Origin of the sequence: Streptomyces sp. NPDC001027, from assembly GCF_040299045.1 — a bacterium.
GTDB lineage: Bacteria > Actinomycetota > Actinomycetes > Streptomycetales > Streptomycetaceae > Streptomyces.
In genome coordinates, this window is record NZ_JBEPBI010000405.1 from 1 (window position 1) to 4,586 (window position 4,586).

Sequence of the window (4,586 nt, forward strand, 5' to 3'; positions counted from 1 at the left end):
TCCAGGCCCGCGTCGATCAGCTCGTCGAGGATCTCCGACGCCGACAGCCCGGAGATCGTCTCGAAGTGGTGGATCTCCGTCGCCGTGAACGCCTTGAGACCGACGCCGGGCAGCGCCTTCTTCAGCTCGCGCAGCGACCGCGGGTAGTAGCGCCACGGCAGGTTCGGGTGCAGGCCGTTGACGATGTGCAGCTCCGACAGGTGCTCGTTCTCCATCGCCTTGGCCAGACGCACGGCCTCCTCGATGCGCATCGTGTACGCGTCCTGCTCACCCGGCTTGCGCTGGAAGGAGCAGTAGGCGCACGAAGCGGTGCACACGTTGGTCATGTTGAGGTGGCGGTTGACGTTGAAGTGGACCACGTCGCCGTTCTTGCGGGTGCGCACCTCGTGCGCGAGTCCGCCCAGCCACGCCAGGTCGTCCGACTCGTACAGGGCGATGCCGTCCTCGCGGGACAGCCGCTCACCGGAGAGGACCTTCTCCTCCAGCTCGCGCTTGAGCCCAGCGTCCATGGCCGGGAACCTCCTCGTTCAGTGCCAGGCGGCACGCGTGGTGACGGTGCGCACGTGGCATGGGCGTGGTGTGCCGCGTCGACGGCCCCAGGGCGCGACCGCGACGCCCTGCGGAACCGGCGGGCGTCGACGCCGCGTCGGGTGGGGCCCGCTCATCCTCGCGGAGGGCAGTCTGGGGAAAACCCCACATCCGCAACGGCTTTGCTGAGGGCATCGCCGCCGTACCCCGGAGAACAAGGAAGGACGGGCCATGACGGAGCCCCTGACTCTCGCGCACTCGCCCTGCCCCAACGACACGTTCGTCTTCCACGCCTGGACCGAGGGACTGCTCCCCGACGCGCCGGACGCCCGGCTCACCCTCGCCGACATCGACATCACCAACGGCCTCGCCGAACGCGGCGAACTGGACGTCCTGAAGGTCTCCTACGGCGTGCTGCCGCGCATCCTCGCCGACTACGCGCTGCTGCCCTGCGGCGGCGCCCTCGGTCATGGCTGCGGACCCCTCGTCCTGGTGGCAGAGCCCGGTGAGCCCGCCTCCCTGACCGGCGCCCGCGTCGCGGTGCCCAGCACCACTTCGACGGCCTACCTGCTGTTCCGGCTCTGGGCGGCCGACGCGATACCGGGCGGTGTCGGCGAGATCGTCGTCCTGCCGTTCCACGAGATCATGCCCGCCGTCCGGGACGGCGCCGTCGACGCCGGACTCGTCATCCACGAAGCTCGTTTCACCTACGGGCGCTACGGTCTGCACTGCACGGCAGACATGGGCGAGGAGTGGGAGAAGCGCACCGGGCTGCCCATTCCGCTGGGCGCGATCGTCGCCCGCCGCTCCCTGGGGGAAGCCGTACTGCGTCGGCTCACCGACACGATCCGCGCCTCGCTCCGCGCGGCCTGGGATGACCCCGCCGCCTCCCGCGCCCACGTCCTCCAGCACGCCCAGGAGATGGAACCGGACGTCGTCGACCAGCACATCGGCCTGTACGTCAACGAGTTCACCGCCGCGCTCGGCAAGGACGGACTGCACGCCGTGCGCACTCTCCTGGACCGCTCGGCCGAGCTCGGCCTGGTGCCGCGCGTCGCCGAGAACGCACTGGAGACGACCCTCCGCCTGTAGAGCGCAGGCGGCGGTCTCGATGCCCGGCCGGTCTCCAGCCTGCCCGGCAACGCTAGAAGTTCTCTTAGAGCCGCCCGGACCACAGCCGGAAACGGGCGCAACCCTTCCCATAATCGGCCCTGGGGACAGGCCTGGCGCCGGGAGCGCCGCGGCCCGTTCCGCGAGGGCATCGGACGGCACGCCGGCCCTCACCAGGCCCCGGCGCCCGGGAGGCGCCGGGGCCGCCCCGATGCCCCGTGCCCCACCGCGAGCCGGCGTGCCCCGCCGCCGAAGGGAGACCGATCCGTGAGCGAGGACAGGCTGCGCGAGTTCCTGACCCGAGTCTCCAGCGACCTTCAGCGCACCCGCGCCCGGTTGCGCCAGGTCGAGGGCAGGGCGACGGAACCGATCGCCGTCGTCTCCATGGGCTGTCGCTACCCCGGTGGGGTGCGCACGCCGGAAGACCTCTGGCACCTCGTCGACACGGGCGCCGACGGCGTCTCCGCCTTCCCGGACAACCGCGGTTGGGACCTCGACGCACTCTACGATCCCGATCCCGCCAACCCCGGCACCTGCTACACCCGGGAAGGCGGCTTCCTCCACGACGCCGCCGACTTCGACCCCGCCTTCTTCGGCATGTCCCCGCGTGAGGCCCTCGCCACCGACCCGCAGCAGCGCATCCTGCTCGAGATCGTCTGGGAATCCCTCGAACGCGCCGGCCTGCGCCCGGCCGACCTGCGCGGAAGCGCCACCGGAGTGTTCGCCGGAGTCATGTACAACGACTACGCCACCCGGTTCCCCGAGCCGCCCCCCGGCGTCGAGGGCCACCTCGGCAACGGCAGCGCCGCGAGCATCGCCTCAGGTCGCGTCTCCTACACCTTCGGCTTCGAGGGGCCCGCTGTCACGGTGGACACCGCGTGCTCCTCCTCCCTCGTCGCCCTCCACCTCGCCGTACAGTCGCTGCGGCAGGGCGAGTGCGACCTCGCGTTCGCGGGCGGCGTCGCCTTCATGTCGACCCCGGTCACCTTCCTGGAGTTCAGCCGACAGCGCGGACTCGCGCCGGACGGACGCTGCAAGTCCTTCGCCGACGCCACCGACGGCACCGGCTGGAGCGAGGGCGCGGGCGTCCTCCTGCTGGAACGCCTCTCCGACGCGCGTCGCAACGGCCACGAGGTGCTCGCCGTCGTCCGCGGCTCAGCCGTCAACCAGGACGGCGCGAGCAGCGGCCTCACCGCTCCCAACGGGCCGTCCCAACAGCGCGTCATCCGCCAGGCGTTGACCTCCGCCGGGCTCTCCCCGCAGGACGTCGACGCCGTCGAGGCGCACGGCACCGGAACCACCCTCGGCGACCCCATCGAGGCCCAGGCGCTCCTGGCCGCCTACGGACAGGACCGCGCCGCGGACCGCCCGCTCTGGCTCGGCTCCCTGAAGTCCAACATCGGTCACACCCAGGCCGCCGCGGGCGTCGGCGGCGTCATCAAGATGATCATGGCCCTGCGTCACGCCCGCCTGCCCCGCACTCTGCACGTCGACGCGCCCACGACCAAGGTCGACTGGACCGAGGGCCATGTACGTCTCCTCACCGAGCCCGTCGTGTGGCCGCCCGGCGACCGGCCGCGGCGGGCCGGCGTGTCCGCATTCGGCGTCTCCGGCACCAACGCCCACGTCATCCTGGAGGAGACCCCGCCGAACGAAACCGAGGCCACGGAACCGGAAGGCGCCGACCCGACACCCGAACCCACGGCGCCGCCCGTCATCCCGTGGGTCCTCTCCGCCCGGACCGCCGACGCCCTGAAAGCTCAGGCAGCCGGCCTCCTCGACCACCTCGGCACGCACCCGGACACCGACGACCTGGCCGTCGCACGCACGCTGACCCTTCGACGCTCCCTCTTCGAACAACGCGCCGTAGTCCTCGGCGTCGATCACGAGTCCCTCACCGCGGGCCTCGAAGTCCTCGCCGCCGACGGCGCCTCACCCGACGTCATCACCGCGACCGCTCGCCGGGGTGGTCGGACGGCGTTCTTGTTCGCTGGTCAGGGTGCGCAGCGGGTGGGGATGGGGCGTGGGTTGTATGGGGCGTTCCCGGTGTTCGCGGAGGTGTTCGACGCGGTGTGCGGGCAGGTGGGGGGCGGGTTGCGGGAGGTGGTGTTCGGTGGGGACGTGGCGCTGCTGGAGCGCACGGAGTGGGCGCAGCCTGCGTTGTTCGCGGTGGAGGTGGCTCTTTTCCGTCTGGTGGAGTCGTTCGGGGTGCGTCCGGACTTCCTGATGGGGCATTCGGTCGGTGAGATCGCGGCTGCGCATGTGGCGGGTGTGTTGTCGCTGGAGGACGGGTGCGCGCTGGTGGCGGCGCGGGGTCGGCTGATGCAGGGGTTGGCGTCGGGCGGTGTGATGGTGGCGGTGGAGGCGGCCGAGGAGGAGGTGCTGCCGCTGCTGGAGGGCCGTGGGGCGGAGGCGTCGGTCGCCGCGGTGAACGGCCCGCGCGCGGTGGTGATCGCGGGCGTCGAGGCGGCGGTCGCCGAGGTCGTCGAGGAGTTGAGGGCGCGAGGTCGGCGGACGTCTGCTCTGCGGGTGTCGCATGCGTTCCACTCGCCGTTGATGGAGCCGATGCTGGAGGCTTTCCGCGAGGTCGCGGAGGGTATCGCCTACGGTTCTGCGTCGGTTCCGTTGGTGTCGAACGTGTCGGGGCGGCTCGCGGTGGAGGGCGAGTTGGCGTCGGCGGAGTACTGGGTGCGGCATGTGCGGGAGGCGGTGCGTTTCGCCGACGGGATCGGCGTGCTGGCAGGCGAGGGCGTGACCCGCTTCCTGGAGATCGGCCCGGACTCCACCCTCACCGCACTCGCACAGAACAGCCTCCCCGACGACACCCACGACCCGGGCGACGCGGTGTTCGCGTCGATGCTGCGCAGGGACGGTTCCGAGCATCTGGCGGCCCTGCGGGCGATGGCGAAGTTCCACGTCCACGGCGCGGAGATCGACTGGCCGGCCGT

General features: G+C 71.7%; 3 protein-coding genes. 2 read left to right on the forward strand and 1 reads right to left on the reverse strand.

Features of this window, described 5'->3' with window-relative positions:
• Positions 1-509: radical SAM protein (locus ABT300_RS41640; RefSeq protein WP_351687710.1), on the reverse strand; the 509-nt coding region annotated here is incomplete at its 3' end.
• A gap of 250 nt (positions 510-759) precedes the next feature.
• Here ABT300_RS41640 and ABT300_RS41645 point away from each other — a divergent pair.
• Together ABT300_RS41645 and ABT300_RS41650 are read left to right on the forward strand one after the other, a co-directional pair.
• Positions 760-1,620, forward strand: coding sequence for a 1,4-dihydroxy-6-naphtoate synthase (locus ABT300_RS41645; protein ID WP_351687713.1), 861 nt, complete (start codon positions 760-762; stop codon positions 1,618-1,620).
• Between the two features lie 285 nt (positions 1,621-1,905).
• Positions 1,906-4,586 (forward strand): type I polyketide synthase (locus ABT300_RS41650; RefSeq protein WP_502978104.1); only part of this gene is annotated, 2,681 nt, incomplete at its 3' end.